Source organism: Ferribacterium limneticum (assembly GCF_020510565.1).
Taxonomy (GTDB): domain Bacteria; phylum Pseudomonadota; class Gammaproteobacteria; order Burkholderiales; family Rhodocyclaceae; genus Azonexus; species Azonexus limneticus_B.
Genome location: NZ_CP075189.1, coordinates 2,312,624 through 2,333,109, shown reverse-complemented (window position 1 = coordinate 2,333,109; position 20,486 = coordinate 2,312,624). Strand labels below are relative to the sequence as shown.

The window sequence follows — 20,486 nt, the reverse complement described above, 5'->3', positions numbered from 1 at the left end:
AACCCCCTCAGGAGCCCTCATGAATCCCCACTGGCGCAGCTTTCTGGAATCGACCGAAGGTGTCTTCGACAACGATTCGACCGAGCTTCTCAACTTCGGCGATGCAGCCGGCGAATTGCTTGCCGCAACGCAGCAGACGGTCGTCGTTCCGCTGACTCACCTCGGCCTCATCGAAGCCACGGGTGAAGAGGCCAAAGCCTTCCTGCACAGCCAGTTCACCAGCGACATCAACCATCTGGCCGATGGCCAGGCCCAGCATGCCGGTTGGTGCACGGCCAAGGGGCGGATGCAGGCGAGTTTCGTCGTCTGGCGCCAGGGCGAGCGCTATCTCCTCGCGCTGGCCGCCGACCTCCAGGAAGCAACGCAAAAGCGCCTGCAAATGTTCGTCTTGCGGGCAAAAGTAAAACTGGCCGCGCAGACCGACAGTACCGTCATGCTCGGCCTCTCCGGGCCACAGGCCGAAGAAGCGCTGGTCGATGCCGGGCTGCCCTGCCCGGCTGAAGCAATGGCTACAGCCACCGCCGACGGCGCAACCGTCATTCGCCTCGATACCACGCGTTTCATGATCGTGGCGCCGGAATCGGCGATGGCTGTGCTGTGGCAAAAACTCACCGTCAAAGCCCGTCCGGCTGGCCTCCCTGCCTGGCGCTGGCTCGATATCCAGGCGGCCTTCCCGCTCGTCACCCTGGCCACCAAGGAAGAATTCGTGCCGCAAATGGCCGATTTCGAAAAGATTGGCGGCGTCAGTTTCCACAAGGGCTGTTATCCGGGTCAGGAAATCGTGGCCCGCACCCAGTACCTCGGCAAGGTAAAACGCCACCTGCATCGCGTGACCAGTGCGCAGGCGCTCAAGGCCGGCGATATCCTGCATTCGCCCGACAACCCGGATCAGTCCTGCGGTACTGTGATGACCGTTGCCCCGTCACCGGCTGGCGGCTACGAAGCCCTGGCCGTCATCCAGAGCAATTTTGCCGGTAATGTGCGTCTTGGTTCGCTGGAAGGCCCTTCTGTACAGGCTGCTGCGGTCAACCCGTAAAAACGGCCAAAAATGAAATGTGCCTGATCGTCGTCGGCTGGCGGGTTCATCCGGATTACCCGCTGGTCGTCGCGGCCAATCGTGATGAGTTCTACGCCCGCCCGACGGCGTCTTTAGCGCGCTGGTTCGATGCGCAGGAAGTCATCGGCGGACTCGATCTCGAAGCCGGCGGCACCTGGCTGGGCATCAGCGAATCCGGACGCTTTGCCGCAGTCACTAACGTGCGCGAACCCGGCATGGCCAAAGGCGCGCAATCCCGCGGCGCCCTGACACGGGGCTTCCTGACTGCCCGCTCATCGGCGGGCGACTACGCGGCGGGAATCGATGGCGACCAATACTCCGGCTACAACCTTTTGCTGGGTGACGGCGATGAGCTGGTCTATTGCTCGAATCGGGATGGCAATCCACGCCCACTGGCACCAGGCGTTTACGGCTTATCGAATCACCTGCTCGACAGCCCGTGGCCAAAGCTGCTGGCCGCCCGCCAGCGCTTTTCCGAAGCACTGCCCCGCCTGCCTGATGAGTCGGCATTTTTCGATCTGCTGACCGACCAGGCTATCGTCGCCGATGAAAACCTGCCAAGCACCGGTGTTCCCATCGAATGGGAACGCCTGTTATCGGCCATTTTCGTGAAATCGGAAAGCTATGGCACGCGAGCCTCAACGCTGATCTGGCAAGACGCTGGCGGTAACATCACGGTTCACGAAAACAGCTTCGGCCCGAACGGCCAGCTACTTCAGTCTTCGGTGATCTCAACTTCCGAATAGCAGGGCACGAGGTCGAACAATTCGACGATGTCGGCGTTGCGCATGCGCACACAGCCGTGCGAACCGGGCAAACCCATTTCCGCCGCATCCGGGCTGCCGTGGATGTAGATATAGCGGCGCATGGTATCGACGCAACCGAGCCGATTGCAGCCGGCTTCGCGTCCCGACAGCCAGAGAATGCGCGTCAGAATCCAGTCGCGGCCGGGAAATTCCTCGCCCAGCGCGGATGACCAGAGTTCGCCGGTCGGGCGACGACGAACGAAAACCGTATTTTCCGGCTGACCGGCGCCGATTTTGGCGCGAATGATGTGCCGCCCACGCGGCGTCTGATAGCTGCCAGAAACTTCGCCAACCCCGGCTTTGGCCGTCGAAACCGGGTACTCGCGCAGGATCTCACCGTGATCGTCGAAAACGGTCATCGCCTGACGCGCTACCGAAATGTGCAGTTTCATGATGATTTCTTGCGCCGGCCAGCGAAAAAGGCAGACAGCATTGCGCTGCACTCATCGGCCAGAACGCCGCCTTCGACGGTCGCGTGATGATTCAAACGCTCGACGCCGAACAGATCGACCACGCTGCCATGCACGCCGGTCTTGGCGTCACGCGCACCATAGATGACGCGGCTGATCCGCGCATGCATGATGGCACCGGCACACATGGCGCACGGTTCCAGCGTGACAAACAGTTCGCAGCCCGGCAGACGATAGTTGCCGAGCACCCGCGCCGCATCGCGCAAGGCAGCGATTTCGGCATGGGCCGTCGGATCGCTCTCGCCAATCGGCGAATTGAAGCCGCGACCAACAATGGCGCCATTGAGGACCACGACGGCGCCAACCGGCACCTCGCCGAGACACTCGGCAGCGCGGGCCAGCGACATCGCTTCGCGCATGAAAAACTCGTCGCTGAGACCGAGTGCGGCTTCGTCGCTCATGCCGACTCGCCTGGAAAAACCGGATCCATCATAAAAACATCGCCAGAAAATGGGTTGTCGGAAGGGCGGCAAGTATAGCGCCGCCGGGCTGGCTCGCTCTAGTTCCCCTGCAGCAACAGGCGGATGTCGGCAGCGATGTCATCAACGCTGCTCGTGTCCTTGACATAAAGCCGCAGACGGCCGGCCGGATCGAACGCATAGGCCCCCGTCGAATGGTCGATGACATAGCCCAGTTCGCCCTCCACAGGTTTACGCGCGGCGAAGACGCGGAACTCTTCGGTCGCGGCCCTGGTTTGCGCCGCATCGCCGCGCAGGCCAAGAAATGTCGGGTGGAACCACGGCACGAACGCTTTCAGCCTTTCCGCGCCGTCGCGCTCCGGATCGACCGTTACGAACAGCACCTGGACCCGCTCGGCATCGCTGCCCAGTGCCTTCATAACATCAGCCAGCTTGGCCAGCATGGTCGGACAAATATCCGGGCAGGAGGTATAGCCGAAGAAGACCACCGCCGCCTTGCCCTGAAAATCCGTCAGGGATCGCTGCTGACCGTGGTGGTCGACCAGCGTCAATTGGCGCCCGAAAGTGGCACCGGTCAGATCGGTATTGCGAAACGTCACCGGCTGCCGCTTGCATGACAGCAAGGCAGTAGCAGACAGCGCAAGAAAGAAGCGGCGATTCATCGTGAAAATTATTTCTGAACTATTTCAGGAACATTGATTCTCAACCCAGAGGTCGGTTCTCACAAGGGGAGGGAACGGAATGGCGAGTTGTACGCTTGAGACTCAGGCTGCGCAAAGCGCAGACGCAAATCTTGTTGCCCGGCTGCTACGCAGCCTTTTCCCTCCTTCCGCCCTGCTCTTGCCGGCTTTAGCCAGCGCTGAGTACAAGTTTAATTTCCCCGAGCCAGTCACGCCCATTGCCCGGGAAACGCTGCACATCCACAACGAGTTCATGCTGATCATCACCATCCTGTTCGTGGTGGTGTTCGCCATCATGATCTACTCGATGATCAAGCACCGGAAAAGTTCCGGCCACGCCCCGGCCAAGTTCACCGGGCCGACTGGCGCGCTGCAATGGTTCTGGGCGTTGATTCCGTTCGCCATCCTGCTTTTCATCGACTTCGTACTGATGGGTATCCCGGCCGTGCAGGCCATCATCAACATGGAAGACACCCAGACCAAGGCCGACATGGTGCTCAAGGTCACCGGCATGCAGTGGAAGTGGCAGTACGAGTACCCTGAATCCGGGGTCAAGTTCATCAGCACGCTGGCCACGCCGCGCGACCAGATCGCCAATGCCGAAGCCAAGGGCGAACATTACCTGCTGGAAGTCGACAAGCCAGTGGTGCTGCCGGTCGGCAAGAAAGTGCGCATCCTGCTCACCTCGACCGACGTTATCCATACCTGGTGGGTGCCGCAATTCGGCGTCAAGCGCGACGCTATACCCGGCTTCCTGCGCGAAACCTGGGTACTGATCGAAAAGCCCGGCATCTACCGCGGCCAGTGCGCCGAGTTGTGCGGCAAGGACCACGGTTTCATGCCGGTGGTCGTCCATGCCGTACCGGAGCCAGAGTATCTCGCCTGGGTGGAAGCACAAAAAGCCGAAGCCAAGGCCGCCGCGGGCGGTGCCGACCGGACCTGGAGCAAGGACGAACTGGTCGCCGAGGGCAAGGCGGTCTATGAAAAGGTTTGCGCCGCCTGTCACCAGCCCGACGGCAAGGGTTTGCCCCCGGCCTTCCCGGCACTGGCCGGCAGCAAGATCGTCAATGATCTGCTGCTCGACATGAACGGCAAGATCGTCAAGGACAGCCATGTCGACCGGGTCATGCACGGCAAGGCCGGCACGGCGATGCAGGCCTTCAGCGCCAGCCTGTCAGATGTCGAGCTGGCGGCTGTCATCACCTACGAACGCAACAGTTTCGGCAACCAGGCGGGCGACATGATCCAGCCAGCCCAGATCAAGTCACTGCGCTAGGAGACGAGCCATGAATACAGCCACTACCCACGCTGCAGAACATCATGGCGAATATCACCCCGGCGGCCTGATGCGCTGGCTGACGACGACGAATCACAAGGACATCGGCACGATGTACCTGACCTTCTCGCTGATCATGTTCTTTGTCGGCGGCCTGATGATCCTGGCGGTGCGGGCCGAGCTGTTCCAGCCCGGCCTGCAGCTCATGCAGCCGGAGTTCTTCAACCAGCTGATCGGCGTGCATGCGCTGGTGATGATCTTTGCGGCGCTGATGCCGGCCGCCACCGGCTTTGCCAACTGGATGCTGCCGCTGATGATCGGCGCCCCCGACATGGCGCTGCCCCGCCTCAACAACTGGGGTTTCTGGCTGCTGCCGCCCGCCGCCATCTTGCTCACTCTGCCTTTCACGCTGGCCCTATTCGGCATCGGCGATGGGGCGATCGCCACCGGCTGGACCTTCTACGCGCCGCTCTCGGTGCAGGGCGGCATGGGGGTCGATTTCGCCATCCTCGCCGTGCATATCCTGGGCATCTCGTCGATCATGGGCTCGATCAACATCATCGTCACCATCTTCAACATGCGCGCCCCCGGAATGACGATGATGAAGCTGCCGCTCTTTGCCTGGGGCTGGCTGATCACTGCCTTCCTGCTCATCGCCACCCTGCCGGTGCTGGCCGGCGCGGTGACCATGCTGCTCACCGACCGCCATTTCGGCACGCATTTTTTCGACGCAGCCGGTGGTGGCGACCCAATCCTCTTCCAGCATCTGTTCTGGTTCTTCGGCCACCCCGAGGTGTACATCCTCCTGCTGCCAGTCTGGGGCCTGATGCCGCATGTGCTGTCCACCTTCTCGCGCAAGCCAACCTACGGCTACAAGGCGCAGGTGTACAGCTTCATCGCCATCGGCCTGCTCTCGGTCGTCGTCTGGGCGCACCATTTCTTCACGGCCGGCATGCCGGTGCCGGCGCTGATTTACTTCATGTTCAGCACCATGGCTATTTCGCTGCCGCTGGCCGTGCTCTTTTTTTGCTGGATCGCCACCATGTGGAAGGGCGCGATGACTTTCGAGACGCCGATGCTGTTCGCCGTTGGCTTCATCGTCCTGTTCGGCATCGCCGGCCTCACCGGCCTGATCCTCGCCGACGTCGCGGCCGACGCCCAGTACCACCACAGCTATTTTGTCGTCGCCCACTTCCATTACGCGCTGTTCGCCGGCGGCATCATGGGCGTAATGACCGGGGTCTATTACTGGCTGCCGAAATGGACCGGCCACATGTATAGCGAAAAGCTCGGCAAGCTGCATTTCTGGCTGACCGTGGTCTCGTTCAACCTGACTTTCCTGCCACAGTTCTTCCTCGGTCTGGCCGGCATGCCGCGACGCATTCCCGACTATGCGTTGCAGTTCGCCGAATTCAATGCGATCTCGACCTTGGGCGCCTTTGTCCTGGGTTTCAGCCAGTTGCTCTTTGCTTGGAACATCTGGTCTTGTGTACGGGGCGGCCCGAAGGTCGAGAGCCGGGTCTGGGAGGGTGCGGAAGGGCTGGAATGGGAGCTGCCATCCCCACCGCCCCACCATACCTGGGAAATTCAGCCGGTGATCAAATGAGTGGGGAGCACATGACGCCGGCCTTCACCGATGCCGACCTCGCCCGCCGCCGCGCCGCGTCGCGCCGCCTTGGCTGGTTACTCGGCACCGTCGTTCTGGTCATTTACCTCATCGGCTTGTTCATCAAGCGTTAGCATCATGGAACAGGCCCAGCCCACCCCAGCCAGCCACAATCGTCTGATCGGCAAGCTGTTGCTGATGGTGGCCGGGGCCTTCGTTTTTGCCTTCGCACTGGTGCCGCTCTATGACGTGCTCTGCGCGGCCACCGGCTTCAATGGCAAGACGGCCGGCCCAGGCGTGATTCGCGACGGCTTCGGCGTCGGCGGCCTGCAAACCGCAGCAGCCCCGGCCTCGAAGGTCGATACCGGGCGCACCGTCCGCGTCGAATTCACCGGCACCGTGATGCCCGGCCTGCCCTGGGACATGCGGCCACTGACCATCAGCCTCGACATCCACCCGGGCGAGCTGCAGCAGGTCAGCTACCTGGTGCGCAATACCTCGGACCGGCCGATCACCGGTCAGGCCGTGCCGAGCGTAACGCCCGGCCAGGCCGCACAGCACTTCGAAAAGATCGAGTGCTTCTGCTTCTCGCAGCAAACGCTGGGGCCAGGCGAAGCGCGCGAGATGCCGCTGGCTTTTATCGTCAAACCCGAGGTCGACCGCAGCATTCGCCACATCACCCTGTCCTACGCCTTTTTCAGCATCGACGGACAACGCCAGACACTGACCAGCAGCAGGGAGGCCCGATGAAAACCAGTCCAGCTCACACCGCACACGCGGATCACTATTTCGTTCCGCAGCCCAGCCTGTACCCGGTCATCCTGTCCGCCGGCATGTTCCTGCTCGCTTTCGGCTTCATCCAGGTGATCAACAACTTCGGCCCCGGCAAATGGTTCATGTTCGGCGGCACGGCCGTCATCCTTTATGTCCTGTTCGGCTGGTTCGGCAAGGTCATCGGCGAATCGCAGAGCGGCGCCTACCGCGACTGGGAGGACCGTTCATTCCGCTACGGCATGATCTGGTTCATCGCCACCGAGGTGATGTTCTTTGCCGCCTTCTTCGGCGCGCTGTTCTACGTGCGAGTGATTTCGGTGCCTACCCTGGGTGGCATGGAAGGCGCCCACGGTTTCAGCCTGTGGCCGGAGTTCGCCGGCACCTGGCCGACCAGCGGGCCGAAAGGCGCCACCTTCACGCCGATGGGCGCCTGGGGCATTCCGGCGCTCAATACCGCCCTGCTGCTCAGTTCCGGCGCCACCGTCACCTGGGCGCACTGGGGGCTGTTGCGCAACAACCGCAGCCAACTGGCGCTCGGTCTGGCGGCAACGGTGCTGCTGGGCAGCACTTTCCTCGGCTTTCAGGCTTACGAATACCACCACGCCTACACTGAACTCGGCCTGACCATGGGCGCCGGCGCCTACGGGGCAACCTTCTTCATGCTGACAGGTTTCCACGGTTTCCACGTCACGCTCGGCACCATCATGCTGGCAGTGATCCTGCTGCGCAGCTTGAGCGGCCATTTCAGCGCCGACCGCCACTTCGCATTCGAGGCGGTGGCCTGGTACTGGCACTTCGTCGATGTGGTCTGGCTGATTCTGTTCGTCTTCGTTTACTGGGTGTAGCCGGGAATGAGACCGAACCTGAACCCGGCCAGCAGCACCAGGAAGAGCGCAATCGACAGCCCGATGCGCAGGGTCAGCGCCCGCACCGTCCGCTCGCCGGCTCCCCGGTCGCGGTAGAGATAGAAGAGCCCGGAGAACAGGCTGCCGACGATGGCCAACAACAGCAAAACAACCAGCAGCTTGAGCATGGACGACGCCTCCGCAGGGATTTCCGTGGCCCAGTATGCGCGCCGGCCGGGCCGAGCGGCAAGGGCCAGCCGCAAGCAGGCGGCGATCCTTGGCGCCCTGGTGCTGGCGGTGCTGCTCCCGGCTTTCATTTCGCTCGGCCTCTGGCAATGGCGCAAGGCCGAGAGCAAAACTGCGTTGCAGGTCGAACTCGACACCCGCAGCCACGATGCTGCCATCGCCATGCCAACCACGCTGGCCGATGTTGATTCCCTGCGCCATCACCGGGTCATCCTGCGCGGCACCTACGACGCCGCCCACCAGGTACTGATCGACAACCGCCTGCATCAGGAACAGGCTGGCTATCACGTCATCACGCCCCTGCAGCTGGCCGGATCGAACATGCATGTGCTGGTCAATCGCGGCTGGCTGGCCGCCCCGGCCGATCATCAGCAGCAGCCGATCGCCGAGGTGCCGACTGGTGAAGTCGAACTGACTGGCATCGCCGTACTGCCTACCCAGCGCTTCTTCAACCTGGCGCCGCAACCGACCAGCGGCTGGGCGCCGGTGTGGCAGAACCTCGACATCGAACGCTTCCGCTCGGCTGTGCCCTATCCCCTGCAAGGCCTGATCATCCAGCTCGACCCGACGGCACCGGGCGGCTATGTCCGTGAATGGCCGCGCCCGGACGAACGAGCCGACCGCCACCGCAGCTACGCCCTGCAATGGTTCGGATTCGCCGTGTCCAGCCTCGGCATCTGGGCCTATTTCCTGATCCGCCGGCCATGAACAGCGTCGCCATCGATCCGCTCCCCAACCAGAGCCAGGGCCGGCTCATGCTGGCGCTGATCGTCGGCCTGCTCGCCTTGCCCTTCATCATCGGCGCCGGCCTTTACTTCGGTGGCTGGCATCCATCCCGGATCGGACATCACGGCCACCTGCTCAACCCGCCACTGCAACTGCCTGAGCAGATTCCACGGTCAACCGGAAAAAATGCCGAAAAATGGAAACTCGTGCTCCACGTCCGCGGCCCCTGCGCCGCCGACTGCATGAGCCGTCTCGATGAAATGCGCCGCATCCACGTCGCCCTCTACAAAAACATGGGCCGCCTGAGCCGCGCCGTGCTGACCGACCAGCCAAACGATCCCGCCCTGATCGCCCTACACGCCAGCCAACCCGACCTGATTGTGCTGATCGCCCCGCCCAGTGCCCTGGCCGGAATCACCGATCCCCTGCTACTGGTCGATCCGCAGGGGCTCGTGATCATGACCTACCCCCCCGACGCCAGCCCGCAAGGCATGCGCGCCGACCTCGACCGCCTGCTCAAATACGCCTGGACCGGCTAGGAGAATCTCCATGCACACCGCGACAGTCCCCACCCTGAGCCTCGGCCAGCGCCTGGCCGCCTTCAGCCACCTGTGCAAGCCACGGGTCAACAGCCTGATCGTATTCACCGCGATGATCGGCATGTGCCTGGCGACGCCGGATTTCCCGCCGCTGCTCCGTTTCACGGTCGCCTCGCTCGGCATCGCCCTGGTCTCCTTCGCCGCCGCCGCATTGAACTGCCTGGTCGAACGCACCGTCGACGCCAAGATGGCGCGCACCAGCTGGCGCGCCACAGCCCGCGGCGACATCTCGCCGCTCGAAACGGTCACGCTGGCCACCGCCCTCGGCGCCACCGGCCTGTGGCTGCTCCACAACTTCATCAACGACCTGACCATGTGGCTGACGCTGGCCACCTTCGTCGGCTACACCGTCATCTACACGCTGATCCTCAAACCGGCGACGCCGATGAACATCGTCATCGGCGGTGCCTCCGGCGCCATGCCGCCGCTGCTCGGGTGGACGGCGATGACCGGCCATGTTTCGGCCGAACCGCTGGTCCTCTTCCTGATCATTTTCCTGTGGACGCCGCCACACTTCTGGGCCCTGGCCTGCTACCGGCGTGACGACTACGCCCGCTCCGGCCTGCCCATGCTACCGGTCACCCACGGCATCGCCTTCACCTGCCAGCACATCCTCTGGTACACCGTGATGCTCGCCGCTGCCAGCCTGATTCCGGTGTCGCTCGGCATGAGCGGGACGTTCTACCTGATCGCCATCAGCCTGCTCGACCTCGTCTTCCTCGGCTACGCCATCGCCCTCTGCCGCAACTACAGCGATGCCCTGGCCCGCCGCACCTTCCGCTACTCCATCCTCTACCTGACCCTGCTCTTTGCCGCCCTGTTCATCGACCGCCTGTTCTGATCCGCCCGCCGTGCCCCTGACTCGCCTCTACCACCGCCTGCTGCTCGTCGCCACCCTGCTCGCCTTCGCCGTCATCGCCCTCGGCGCCTACGTCCGCCTGTCCGACGCCGGCCTCGGCTGCCCCGACTGGCCCGGCTGCTACGGCCACTGGCTGGGCGTCCCCGAAGCACACCACGAACAGCAGGCCGCCGCGCAAGCCTACCCGGACCGGCCACTCGACACCGGCAAGGCGTGGAAGGAAATGCTCCACCGCTATCTCGCCGGCACCCTGGGCCTGCTCATCCTGGCGCTATGCATCCTCGCCTGGCGCAAGGAATCCCGCAGCCGCCAGTCGCCAGCATTGCCGACCGCACTGCTCGGCATTGTCGGCCTGCAGGCGGCGCTCGGCATGTGGACCGTCACCCTGTTGCTCAAGCCGGTCATCGTCACCCTGCATCTGATCGGTGGCATGACGACACTCTCCATCCTCGTCGGCATGGCCGTCGCCGGACGCGAAGCAAGACCTGACTCCGCTGTCAGTCCCGGCATGCGCCTGCTGGCGGCCGGTGCCTTGCTGGCAATTGCCATCCAGATCGCTCTCGGCGGCTGGGTCAGCAGCAACTACGCCGCTCTTGCCTGCCCGGATTTCCCGACCTGTCAGGGCCAATGGCAACCGGAGATGGACTTTGCCCACGCCTTCAGCCTGCACCGCGAACTGGGCGAGACGGCCAATGGCCAGTTACTGCCGCACACCGCCCTGACGGCGATTCACTGGAGCCACCGTCTGGGTGCTGCCTTGGTTTCAATGGTGGTCGCCATGCTCGCACTCACCCTGTTCAAAACCGGCAGGCTACATTGGCAAGTATGGGGCGGCTTACTGGCGCTGCTACTGCTGGCACAACTCAGTCTGGGCATTGCCAACGTCCTGCTCGGCCTGCCACTGGCTATCGCCGTCGCCCATAACCTCGGCGCCGCGCTGCTGCTGACGGCGACGCTGACGCTCAATATCAGCCTCTATCGCCAGCGCCTTCCGGCATCGAATGCATCAGCCCTGAGTGGCCCATCGAAAACCGCAGCCGGTTGAATGATCCCCGGCCGGAAAAAGACAAAGCCCGGAAAAACCGGGCTTTGTCTGTTCTGCCTGTGGCACTACCTCATTCCCACTCGATGGTCGCCGGCGGCTTCCCAGAAACGTCGTACACGACCCGGTTCAGACCACGGACTTCGTTGATGATCCGGTTCGAGACGCGACCGAGCAGTTCGTAGGGCAGATGCGCCCAGTGGGCGGTCATGAAATCGCTGGTCACCACTGCGCGCAAGGCAACCACGTTTTCGTAAGTGCGCCCGTCGCCCATCACGCCAACGCTCTTGACCGGCAGGAAGACGGCGAAGGCCTGGCTGGTCAGGTCATACCAGCTCTTGCCGATGTCGGCCGCAGTACAGGCACCAGCCGCGACATCGCGTTCGGTAGCGTGCGTGGCGCGTAGTTCTTCGATAAAAATGGCATCGGCACGTTGGAGTAGATGAGCGGCCTTCAGCGTAACTTCGCCAAGAATACGAACACCCAGGCCCGGCCCGGGGAACGGATGGCGATAGACCATCTCGCGCGGCAAACCGAGCGCGACGCCAAGTTCGCGGACCTCGTCCTTGAACAGTTCACGCAGCGGTTCGAGTAGCTTGAGATGCATGTCTTCCGGCAGGCCACCGACGTTGTGGTGACTCTTGATGGTATGGGCGCCCTTCTTGCCCTTGCCAGCCGATTCGATCACGTCCGGATAAATGGTGCCCTGGGCCAGCCACTTAGCTGCGGGCAATTTTTTGGATTCAGCCTGGAACACCTCCACGAATTCCTTGCCGATAATCTTGCGCTTCTGTTCCGGGTCGGAGACACCGGCCAGCTTGCCCATGAAGTCGTCGACCGCATCGACCCGGATGACCTTGACGCCGAGGTTGCGGGCGAACATGTCCATGACCATGTCGCCCTCGTTCAGGCGCAGCAGGCCGTGATCAACGAAGACGCAGGTCAGCTGGTCGCCGATCGCCTTGTGGATGAGCGCCGCAGCAACGCTGGAATCGACGCCGCCGGACAGGCCAAGGATGACTTCCTCGTCACCAACCTGACGCTGGATGGCATCGACGGCTTCGGCGATGTAGTCGCCCATGACCCAGTCGGTACCGCAACCGCAAATGCCATGCACGAAGCGTTCGAGAATGGCGCGGCCCTGCTGTGTATGCGTAACTTCCGGATGAAACTGGACGGCGTAGAACTTGCGACTCTCGTCGGCCATCGCGGCGATCGGGCAGGATGGCGTCGAAGCCATCTTGACGAAGCCGGCCGGCAGCTCCATCACCGAATCACCATGGCTCATCCAGACCTTGAGCATGCCGTGGCCTTCCGGGCTGTAGAAGTCGGCGATATCGTTGAGCAGCGCCGTGTGGCCGTGGGCGCGGACTTCCGAGTAGCCGAATTCGCGGGACTTGCCGGCCGCTTCGGCCGTCATCACCTTGCCACCCAGTTGCTGGGCCATGGTCTGCATGCCGTAGCAAATACCCAGCACCGGAACGCCCAGCTGGAAAACGATTTCCGGGGCACGCGGCGTATCGCCTTCGGTCACCGAACTCGGCCCGCCGGACAGGATGATGCCCTGGGCGCCGTAGCTGCGAATGAATTCGTCCGAAACGTCGTACGGATGGATTTCGCAGAACACCTTGGCTTCGCGCACGCGGCGGGCGATTAGCTGGGTAACCTGAGAACCGAAATCGAGGATGAGGATTTTCTGGTGAGCCATTTTCAAAACCTTGAATAAAAAGGGCGGCTCCCGGAGCCGCCCTCAGTAACACGGAAAAGATCAGTCGAGGTGGTAGTTCGGCGCTTCCTTGGTGATCTGCACGTCGTGGACGTGAGATTCACGGATGCCGGCCGAGGTGATTTCGACGAAACAGGCATTGTCATGCATGTGGGCGATGGTCGGGCTACCGAGATAACCCATCGACGAACGCAGGCCACCCATCAACTGGTGGATCACGGCAAGCACAGAGCCCTTGTAAGGAACGCGACCTTCGATACCTTCCGGCACGAACTTGTCGACATTCGAGGTGGCTTCCTGGAAGTAGCGATCGGACGAGCCAGCCTGCATGGCACCGAGCGAACCCATGCCACGGTAGGACTTGTAGGAACGTCCCTGGAACAGTTCGACCTCACCCGGCGCTTCTTCGGTACCGGCAAACAGACCACCGAGCATGACCGTATCGGCACCTGCGGCAATCGCCTTGGCGATGTCGCCGGAGTACCGGATACCACCGTCGGCAATCATCGGTACGCCAGTCCCCTTGAGCGAATCGGAAACGTTCTGGATAGCCGTGATTTGCGGCACGCCGACACCGGCAACAATGCGCGTCGTACAAATCGAACCCGGGCCGATGCCAACCTTGACGCCATCGGCACCCATATCGACGAGTGCCCGGGCGGCATCAGCAGTCGCGATGTTGCCACCAATGACTTCGATCTGCGGATAGTTCTTCTTGACCCACTGAACGCGGTCAAGGACGCCTTGCGAGTGACCATGGGCAGTATCGACCACGATGACGTCAACACCGGCTTCGGCCAGCAACTCGACACGCTCTTCGGTGCCAGCCCCGACGCCGACCGCCGCTCCGGCGCGCAGGCGTCCGGACGAATCCTTGTTGGCCAGCGGATGCTCGGTGGACTTCAGGATGTCCTTGACCGTGATCAGGCCACGCATATGCCATTCATCATCGATAACCAGCACGCGCTCCAGGCGATGCTTGCGGATCAGTTCCTTGGCATCCTCGACGCTGGCGCCTTCACGGACGGTAACCAGTCGCTTGCGCGGCGTCATGATGGCCTTGACCGGCTGATCGAGATTGGTCTCGAAGCGCAGGTCGCGATTGGTGACGATGCCAACCACCTTGCCCGCACGATCGATCACCGGCAAACCGGAAATCCGGTACTGGCGGGTGATCTCGATCACATCCCGCACGGTCATGGTCGGCGAAACGGTGATCGGATCCTTGAGGATGCCGGATTCAAAACGCTTCACCTTGGCCACTTCGGCCGCCTGGGCCTTGGGTGACAGATTCTTGTGAATGATGCCGATACCCCCCTCCTGGGCCATCGCGATGGCGAGGCGGCCTTCCGTCACGGTATCCATGGCGGCGGACAGCAAGGGCAGGTTCAGAGTAATGTTGCGGGTCAGCCGGGTAGCCAGGCTAACGTCGCGGGGGAGAATCTGGGAGTGTGCGGGGACGAGCAGTACGTCGTCGAAAGTCAGGGCTTTTTGCAGCAGTCGCATGGCCTTTAGCCTTTAATCCAAGGTCACAAAATCGTATTATACAGAAAAGCCAAGGAAACCCAGATGACCTCGAAATCCACCTTCATTTTTGCCCTGTTTTTCCCGTTGACCGTAGCAGCCATGTCAGCCCAGGCGGAAACCTACCAATGGAAGGACAGCAATGGCCAGACGGTTGTTTCGGACGTTCCACCACCGGCAACGGCCAAGGGACGGCGATCCATCGGCGGCGTAAAGCCTGCGGTCGTGTCGGAGGCCATTCCGGAAAAAACGGCTGATGCCCCAAAAGTTGCTGATGCGCCGAAGACCATCGCGGAAAAGGATCTCGACTTCAAGAAACGGCAGCAGGAATCCAGGGAGAAGGCCGACAAGCAGGCCAAGGAACAGGCGGCCGAAAAGGAAAAAAGTGAAAACTGCGACCGCGCCCGGCGCAACCTGGCAGCACTGGAAGCCAATCAGCCGCTCACTGTTTACGATGACAAGGGCGAACGCAAGCTGATGGACAGCACACTGCGCGAACAGGAAATCGAACGGGCTCGCAAATTCATGGCTGACTCCTGCAAATAAGCAGAAGGTTCAGCTTCAGCCCTCGGCGTCGGAATCCCCGGCGCCTTTTTTCATGACCTTGCCCTCGGCAGCCCGCTGTTTGCGAACCTCTTTCGGATCGGCGATCAGCGGCCGATAAATTTCGACGCGATCCAGATTGCGCAACACAGAGTCTGGCTTGGAAAGCTTGTTCCAGATACCGAACTTGTTTTTTTTCAGGTCGATTTCCGGATACTTTTCGAGCAACCCGGAGGCCTCGAGCGCCTGCTGCAGCGTCGCGCCTTCATTCAATTTGATGCGGACAAGCTCCTGCTTGTTTGACTGGGCATAGCAAACTTCGACACTCAACATTTCAGCCATTGCTGACTCCATAAACCTGCGCCGCACGGCGCACGAAGGCATCGACAAACGTGTTGGCAATATGGCTGAACACCGGGCCGATGACCTTCTCGAACAATTTGCTGGAAAACTCGTAGTGCAACTGGAATTCAATCTTGCAGGCGTTTTCGGCCAGCGCCTTGAAATGCCATGAACCTTCGAGGCGACGGAATGGCCCATCGACCAGGCGAATTTTCATCAGCCGGGGAAACTCCTTGTCGTTTTCCGTCGTAAAACAGGATTTCACCGAATGGTAGTTAATGTGCAGCGTCGCTGCAGTTTTCACCGCATCGCGAAATTTGAGCTCGGTATGACTGCACCAGGGCAGGAATGCGGGGTAATCCTCGCAACGGTCCACCAGTTCGAACATGCGTTCGGCGGATTGCTCGATCAAGACGGTCTTTTCAACGAGGGCCATGCAGCGGCAGTATTCCTGTTTCCTGTAGAATCGCGATTTTAAAGGAACAGCCGGTAGCATGAGCATTACGGTCAACAAAAAAGCCTTTCACGACTATTTTGTCGAAGAAAAGTACGAAGCTGGCATTGTCCTCGAAGGTTGGGAGGTCAAGGCCATTCGCGCCGGCCGAATGAACATCAAGGAATCCTACGTCATTATCAAGAGCGGCGAAATCTACTTGATCGGGATGCATATCAGCCCGCTGGCGACCGCCTCCACCCACAACCAGCACGACCCGATACGTACGCGAAAACTGCTCCTGCACGCCAACGAAATCGGCAAACTGATCGGCAAGGTTGAGCGCGCCGGATACACGCTGGTGCCCATCGACCTGCACTTCGTGCGCGGCCGGATCAAGCTTGAAATCGGCCTGGCCAAAGGCAAGAAACAGCACGACAAACGCGCCGACGCCCTGGACAAAGACTCGAAGCGAGAAGCCCAGCGCGCCATGAAAGAACGCCTCCACTAAAGCCGTCCAAGTTTCGCAGTAACATTTTTGTTCGTTGTATTGCCATACTCACAAATGACTATGTCGTTTAGTAACCCTGATTGTGGCTCTTTGGCATATCCTTGTGATAACCATGAAAACGATACGAATTGTTCTCGCGGATGACCAGTTACTGATACGCGCCGGCATCCGCGCCATTATCGAGACGCTTCCCGGATATCTGATCGAAGCCGAATGCGCTGATGGCCACGAAACCATTGCCGCCATTCGCAAGCTGCAACCCGACGTCGTTCTGCTTGATATCGCCATGCCTGGGCCTTCAGGCATCGAGGTGGCACGTACGATTCGCCAGTTCGACCGGGAAACGAGAATCCTCGTGCTGTCCAGCATCGACCGCCAGGAAATCGTCGAGCAGGCGCTGGCTGCTGGCGTCAATGGCTATTTGCTGAAAGACTTCGTGCTGGCTGAGCTAATTCAGGCCTTGGCCATGGTGCTCGAAGGTGAAAGCTTCCTGTCACCAAAACTCAGTGCGATGAACTTGCGCTCGGAGGCCGAATCCGACTCAGGCCAGATATCTCGATTGACCACACGGCAAACCGAGATTCTGCGCCACGTGGCCTCCGGCAGAACCACCAAGGAAATTGCCCGCGAACTCGGTATCAGCCCCAAAACGGTCGAGTTCCACCGCAGTCGCCTGATGGAAAAAATTGGTGTCCACGACGTAACCGGACTAACCCGATTTGCGCTTCACACTGGCATCGTCAGCTGCCCCTGAACGGATAGCGACTCAGCCTTCCCTTTCGACCAGAAAGCCCGCCAGTTCGGCTTCCATGCACTGTATGCAGAGGACCAAAGGAGCCGACATCGAAGGCCAGTCGGGTACTGACGTACCAATCGGGGTTTCGAGAAGATGTTCGCGGACAAGTTGTTCGATGTCGCGAGCCTGATCGAGACATCGGTTTCCGGAGAAGAGGACACAACTACTCCGAATGTCATGCAGTACGTCTCTCAGGGCCGGCAAATCGCCCTGTGCTGCTGCATTTTCCAATCGCCGACATAGCGTCGGGGCATTTTCAAGAAAAATGTGAATGAGCCGTTCTGCGGCGGCCTGGTTTCGTCCCAGATTTACCAGCAAATACTCCAGATTGCAGAAGTCGCCACCCTTACGATTGCTGCTGCTCTCAGACATTACCGAATACCTTGGCTTATTTGTATTATTCGGTCATAGCTTATGCCAGCGGAAAAATACAGGGAACCCGGTGTTACCCTAGGGAAGCGTCCCTGAAAACAGAAAAGCCCGAAAAGCAATAGCTTTCGGGCTTTACGGTAGTTGGCGGAGTGGACGGGACTCGAACCCGCGACCCCCGGCGTGACAGGCCGGTATTCTAACCAACTGAACTACCACTCCGCATCATGGCGCCCGCGGTTTTGGCGGGCGGCAACGAGCGGCGAATAATAGCACGGGGCTATGGTTCCGGGTGCCCGGCTACGACTACAATTTGACGTTTTCAGCCGTGCAACGGAAACGATGACCGATACCGGTACGCTCAATTTTTCCTGGTCGCAGGCCATGATCGCCGGCTTTGTCGCGGCGGGTGCCAGTGATGCTGTCATTTCCCCCGGCTCGCGCTCGACGCCGCTGGCGCTGGCCATGTTGCGCCAGCCCCGGCTGCGCTGCCATGTTGCGGTCGACGAGCGAAGTGCGGCATTTTTCGCGCTTGGCATCGCCAAGGCCAGCCGGCGGCCTGTACTGGTGCTGGCCACCTCCGGGACAGCGCCGGCCAACTGGCTGCCGGCCGTTATCGAGGCCAGCCAGTCCGGCGTACCTCTGCTCCTTATCTCGGCTGATCGCCCGCCGGAACTACAAGACTGTGGGGCCAATCAAACCGTCGTCCAGATCGGGCTTTTCGGCGCGCACGTCCGCGCCAGCCATGCGCTTGGCACTCCGCATGATGGATTTGATCCGGCTTACCTGCACCGCCTCGCGGCCCGCGCCTATGAGTTGGCGACCTGGCCCCACCCCGGCCCTGTCCATATCAACCAGCCGTTCCGCGAGCCACTGATGCCTTTGGCGGAGACTGCCGAAGCAGAAATTCCGGAATCCATCCGCGTCGCCCCCCCGACGTTACACCCGCCCCCAGAAGCTATTCGCGACTTCGCCGGCTACATCAGCGGACAGCCCGGCATCATCGTCTGCGGTGAAATGCCGGGACTTCGCGAAAACAGCAATGCCATTGCCGCCCTGGCCGAACGGCTCAACGCCCCGATCCTTGCCGAACCGCTGTCCGGACTGCGCTACGGTGATCATGATCGCTCGCATTTGTGCGTTCGTTACAACCACTGGCTGGCGGATCAGACCTTTGTGGAAAAGCAACAGCCAGAATGGGTGTTGCGCTTTGGCGCCTTCCCCGTCACCCGCAACCTGCAAAACTACGTGGGCGGAATTCGGCAGAACCATGCCGTAGTCGAACCATGGCCACGCTGGAATGATCCCGCGCATCGGCTGACCCATTTGTTCCGCGCCGAGCCGGCCGATGTCTGTATCGCCCTGCTGGCAGAATCGCTCGTCGCCGCCCCCGGTAGCTGGCGACAGGACTTTGCCGATCAGGATGCGGCGGCAGCGAAGGGGGCTGACGCTGGCCACATTGCTGCCATGCTCGAAGAAATCCCGGATGCCACGCCGTTCTTCATCGGCAATTCGCTGGCTATCCGCCAACTAGACAGCCTGTCCGGCAGCGGCGACAAAGCCATCCACTTTTACGGCAACCGCGGTGCCAGCGGCATCGACGGCAACATCTCGACAGCCATGGGGATTGCCGCATTTCATGGCAATGTCGTTGCCCTGCTCGGCGATCTGACCACCCAGCATGACCTTGGCGGACTAGCGCTGGCCCAGGGTCGAAATGCCGTGATTGTTGCGGTCAACAACGCCGGGGGCGGCATTTTCGATCACCTGCCCCAGCGCCATCTACCTGAATTCGAGCAAGGCTGGCGCACCCCGCAGCAAATCAATTTCGAACATGCGGCGCTGACTTTCGGTCTTGGCTTTGGCCGTGCCGACTCGATTGACGACTTCAGAAGGGTGCTGCGCGCGGCGCTCGCCGCCGGCGGCCCGCATCTGATCGAACTGCAGATGCCTTGAGGCCTTGCGGTAAAATCAGCCCCCATGAATTCGCCGATCAACACCGCCGACCCGAGCAGCGCCTCGCCCTTGGGCAAGGCCACCGAATACCAGAGCCACTACGCACCCGAGTTGCTCTACCCCATTCCGCGCCAGCTCAAGCGCAGCGAACTCGGCATTGCCGATGGCGCCCTGCCCTTTGTCGGCGAGGATTTGTGGAATGCCTATGAACTGTCATGGCTCAACCCGAAAGGCAAACCGGTCGTTGCCGTCGGCACCTTCAGCGTACCGGCCAACAGTCCGAACCTGATCGAATCCAAGTCCTTCAAGCTCTACCTGAATTCGTTCAACCAGAGCACTTTCGCCGATGTTGAAACCGTCTCGCAGACGCTAGCACGCGACCTCTCGGCTGCCGCCGGAAAGCCGCTCCGCGTCGGGATAGAACCACTTTCTGACCGCCCGCAAGCCGTGATCGCCATCCCGGAAGGCACCTGTCTCGACGATCTGGATATTGCCTGCGAGCGCTACCAGCCAGCACCGGAACTACTGACCACGCAAGCCGGCGAAGTCGTCGAAGAAACGCTGTTCTCCCACCTGCTCAAATCGAACTGTCTGGTCACCGGCCAGCCCGACTGGGCGATGGTCGTCATCCGCTACCGTGGCCGCCCCATCGACCGGGCTGGGCTGCTGCGCTACGTCGTCTCCTTCCGCAACCACAACGAATTCCACGAACAGTGCGTCGAGCGGATTTTCACCGACATCCAGAAGCATTGCGCGCCCGAGGCGCTGGCCGTCCACGCCCGCTACACCCGCCGCGGCGGCCTCGACATCAATCCCTTCCGCAGCAGCGGCGATTGCTACGGTCGACCGGAAAATATCCGCGAAATCCGCCAGTAATTTTC

The 20,486-nt window shown here is 61.2% G+C and carries 25 protein-coding genes and 1 tRNA gene; 16 read left to right on the top strand and 10 right to left on the bottom strand.

Going from position 1 to position 20,486, the window contains the following annotated elements:
• Positions 1-19 precede the first annotated feature (19 nt).
• Together ygfZ and KI610_RS11210 are read left to right on the top strand one after the other, a co-directional pair.
• Positions 20-1,036: a CAF17-like 4Fe-4S cluster assembly/insertion protein YgfZ gene (ygfZ, locus tag KI610_RS11215; protein ID WP_226495059.1), complete on the top strand. Its 1,017-nt coding sequence runs from the start codon at positions 20-22 to the stop codon at positions 1,034-1,036.
• A 17-nt stretch (positions 1,037-1,053) separates the two neighbouring features.
• Entirely contained in the window at positions 1,054-1,803 is a 750-nt protein-coding gene (locus KI610_RS11210) for an NRDE family protein (RefSeq protein WP_226495058.1), read from the top strand.
• On the opposite strand, the gene KI610_RS11205 is transcribed toward KI610_RS11210, so the two are convergent.
• From KI610_RS11205 to KI610_RS11195, 3 genes are all read right to left on the bottom strand, one after another.
• Positions 1,773-2,255, bottom strand: coding sequence for a L,D-transpeptidase (locus tag KI610_RS11205; RefSeq protein WP_226495057.1), 483 nt, complete (start codon positions 2,253-2,255; stop codon positions 1,773-1,775). The two genes, KI610_RS11210 and KI610_RS11205, sit on opposite strands and share 31 nt — an antisense overlap.
• The gene (gene tadA / locus KI610_RS11200; protein ID WP_226495056.1) at positions 2,252-2,734 is read right to left on the bottom strand and encodes a tRNA adenosine(34) deaminase TadA; all 483 of its coding nucleotides are present in this window, start codon (positions 2,732-2,734) and stop codon (positions 2,252-2,254) included. Before tadA ends, KI610_RS11205 begins: the two co-directional genes overlap by 4 nt.
• A 98-nt stretch (positions 2,735-2,832) precedes the next feature.
• Entirely contained in the window at positions 2,833-3,414 is a 582-nt protein-coding gene (locus KI610_RS11195) for an SCO family protein (RefSeq protein ID WP_226495055.1), read from the bottom strand.
• Between the two features lie 79 nt (positions 3,415-3,493).
• Between KI610_RS11195 and coxB the strand changes: the two genes are divergently transcribed.
• From coxB to KI610_RS11170, 5 genes are read left to right on the top strand one after another with little or no spacing between them, the layout of a single operon-like run.
• Entirely contained in the window at positions 3,494-4,708 is a 1,215-nt protein-coding gene (coxB, locus tag KI610_RS11190) for a cytochrome c oxidase subunit II (protein ID WP_226495054.1), read from the top strand.
• Between the two features lie 10 nt (positions 4,709-4,718).
• Positions 4,719-6,314 (top strand): cytochrome c oxidase subunit I, encoded by a 1,596-nt coding sequence (gene ctaD / locus KI610_RS11185; protein ID WP_226495053.1) that lies wholly within the window; start codon positions 4,719-4,721, stop codon positions 6,312-6,314.
• Entirely contained in the window at positions 6,311-6,448 is a 138-nt protein-coding gene (locus tag KI610_RS11180) for a hypothetical protein (protein ID WP_226495052.1), read from the top strand. Before ctaD ends, KI610_RS11180 begins: the two co-directional genes overlap by 4 nt.
• Before the next feature lie 4 nt (positions 6,449-6,452).
• Complete coding sequence (locus tag KI610_RS11175; RefSeq protein ID WP_226495051.1) at positions 6,453-7,064, top strand: cytochrome c oxidase assembly protein; 612 nt, start codon at positions 6,453-6,455, stop codon at positions 7,062-7,064.
• Positions 7,061-7,933, top strand: a complete 873-nt coding sequence (locus KI610_RS11170) for a cytochrome c oxidase subunit 3 (RefSeq protein ID WP_226495050.1) — start codon at positions 7,061-7,063, stop codon at positions 7,931-7,933. The genes KI610_RS11175 and KI610_RS11170 overlap by 4 nt, the downstream gene beginning before the upstream one ends.
• Here KI610_RS11170 and KI610_RS11165 read toward each other — a convergent pair.
• Positions 7,921-8,121, bottom strand: coding sequence for a twin transmembrane helix small protein (locus KI610_RS11165; protein ID WP_226495049.1), 201 nt, complete (start codon positions 8,119-8,121; stop codon positions 7,921-7,923). The two genes, KI610_RS11170 and KI610_RS11165, sit on opposite strands and share 13 nt — an antisense overlap.
• Between KI610_RS11165 and KI610_RS11160 the strand changes: the two genes are divergently transcribed.
• Genes KI610_RS11160 through KI610_RS11145 form a run of 4 tightly spaced genes read left to right on the top strand, consistent with a single transcriptional unit; the run spans position 8,120 to position 11,408 of the window.
• The gene (locus KI610_RS11160) at positions 8,120-8,887 is read left to right on the top strand and encodes an SURF1 family protein (RefSeq protein ID WP_226495048.1); all 768 of its coding nucleotides are present in this window, start codon (positions 8,120-8,122) and stop codon (positions 8,885-8,887) included. The genes KI610_RS11165 and KI610_RS11160 overlap by 2 nt on opposite strands.
• A complete protein-coding gene (locus KI610_RS11155; protein ID WP_226495047.1) occupies positions 8,884-9,444 on the top strand; it encodes a hypothetical protein in 561 nt (186 codons plus the stop codon). Before KI610_RS11160 ends, KI610_RS11155 begins: the two co-directional genes overlap by 4 nt.
• Before the next feature lie 10 nt (positions 9,445-9,454).
• A complete protein-coding gene (cyoE, locus tag KI610_RS11150; protein WP_226495046.1) occupies positions 9,455-10,345 on the top strand; it encodes a heme o synthase in 891 nt (296 codons plus the stop codon).
• 10 nt (positions 10,346-10,355) lie between these two features.
• Positions 10,356-11,408, top strand: coding sequence for a COX15/CtaA family protein (locus KI610_RS11145; protein WP_226495045.1), 1,053 nt, complete (start codon positions 10,356-10,358; stop codon positions 11,406-11,408).
• A gap of 70 nt (positions 11,409-11,478) precedes the next feature.
• Here KI610_RS11145 and guaA read toward each other — a convergent pair whose 3' ends face one another.
• Positions 11,479-13,113 (bottom strand): glutamine-hydrolyzing GMP synthase, encoded by a 1,635-nt coding sequence (guaA, locus tag KI610_RS11140; protein ID WP_226495044.1) that lies wholly within the window; start codon positions 13,111-13,113, stop codon positions 11,479-11,481.
• A gap of 60 nt (positions 13,114-13,173) precedes the next feature.
• Positions 13,174-14,637, bottom strand: a complete 1,464-nt coding sequence (gene guaB / locus KI610_RS11135; protein WP_226495043.1) for an IMP dehydrogenase — start codon at positions 14,635-14,637, stop codon at positions 13,174-13,176.
• Positions 14,638-14,700: 63 nt separating this feature from the next.
• On the opposite strand from guaB, the gene KI610_RS11130 reads away from it, so the two are divergent.
• The gene (locus tag KI610_RS11130) at positions 14,701-15,201 is read left to right on the top strand and encodes a DUF4124 domain-containing protein (protein WP_226495042.1); all 501 of its coding nucleotides are present in this window, start codon (positions 14,701-14,703) and stop codon (positions 15,199-15,201) included.
• Between the two features lie 15 nt (positions 15,202-15,216).
• Here KI610_RS11130 and KI610_RS11125 read toward each other — a convergent pair whose 3' ends face one another.
• On the bottom strand, positions 15,217-15,540 hold the full coding sequence (locus KI610_RS11125; protein WP_226495041.1) for an RnfH family protein: 324 nt from the start codon (positions 15,538-15,540) through the stop codon (positions 15,217-15,219).
• Entirely contained in the window at positions 15,533-15,976 is a 444-nt protein-coding gene (locus tag KI610_RS11120; RefSeq protein WP_226495040.1) for a type II toxin-antitoxin system RatA family toxin, read from the bottom strand. Before KI610_RS11120 ends, KI610_RS11125 begins: the two co-directional genes overlap by 8 nt.
• Before the next feature lie 58 nt (positions 15,977-16,034).
• Here KI610_RS11120 and smpB point away from each other — a divergent pair, with 58 nt between their 5' ends.
• Together smpB and KI610_RS11110 are read left to right on the top strand one after the other, a co-directional pair.
• Positions 16,035-16,484: an SsrA-binding protein SmpB gene (smpB, locus tag KI610_RS11115; RefSeq protein ID WP_226495039.1), complete on the top strand. Its 450-nt coding sequence runs from the start codon at positions 16,035-16,037 to the stop codon at positions 16,482-16,484.
• 82 nt (positions 16,485-16,566) lie between these two features.
• Positions 16,567-17,238 carry a response regulator gene (locus tag KI610_RS11110; protein WP_226495038.1) on the top strand — a complete coding sequence of 224 codons (672 nt, stop codon included), beginning with the start codon at positions 16,567-16,569 and terminating at the stop codon, positions 17,236-17,238.
• A gap of 12 nt (positions 17,239-17,250) precedes the next feature.
• Here the strand turns inward: KI610_RS11110 and KI610_RS11105 are convergent, their stop codons facing one another.
• Together KI610_RS11105 and KI610_RS11100 are read right to left on the bottom strand one after the other, a co-directional pair.
• Positions 17,251-17,652 carry an Hpt domain-containing protein gene (locus KI610_RS11105; protein WP_226495037.1) on the bottom strand — a complete coding sequence of 134 codons (402 nt, stop codon included), beginning with the start codon at positions 17,650-17,652 and terminating at the stop codon, positions 17,251-17,253.
• Positions 17,653-17,794: 142 nt separating this feature from the next.
• Positions 17,795-17,871, bottom strand: a tRNA-Asp gene (locus tag KI610_RS11100).
• Between the two features lie 120 nt (positions 17,872-17,991).
• Between KI610_RS11100 and menD the strand changes: the two genes are divergently transcribed.
• Entirely contained in the window at positions 17,992-19,605 is a 1,614-nt protein-coding gene (gene menD / locus KI610_RS11095; RefSeq protein ID WP_226495036.1) for a 2-succinyl-5-enolpyruvyl-6-hydroxy-3-cyclohexene-1-carboxylic-acid synthase, read from the top strand.
• Between the two features lie 24 nt (positions 19,606-19,629).
• Positions 19,630-20,481, top strand: coding sequence for an NADPH-dependent 7-cyano-7-deazaguanine reductase QueF (gene queF / locus KI610_RS11090; RefSeq protein ID WP_226495035.1), 852 nt, complete (start codon positions 19,630-19,632; stop codon positions 20,479-20,481).
• Positions 20,482-20,486: the final 5 nt, after the last annotated feature.